1 tRNA gene is annotated in these 207 nt (G+C 40.6%); it reads left to right on the forward strand.

Annotation, left to right across the window (positions count from 1 at the left end):
• The first annotated feature begins 135 nt into the window (after positions 1–135).
• Positions 136–207, forward strand: a tRNA-Lys gene (locus KZZ04_RS21070).

Genomic DNA, 207 nt, shown 5'->3' on the forward strand with positions numbered 1-207 from the left:
GGTCATTAGCTCAGTTGGTAGAGCAGTTGACTTTTAATCAATTGGTCGATGGTTCGAATCCATCATGACCCACCATTCTATAAAATATCTAATCGGCGGATTCACGCATGTAAGCTTTTAAAATATGTTTTGAGCGGGTCATTAGCTCAGTTGGTAGAGCAGTTGACTTTTAATCAATTGGTCGATGGTTCGAATCCATCATGACCC

It is taken from the genome of Pseudoalteromonas sp. CR1, from assembly GCF_019392235.1.
Classification (GTDB): domain Bacteria; phylum Pseudomonadota; class Gammaproteobacteria; order Enterobacterales; family Alteromonadaceae; genus Pseudoalteromonas.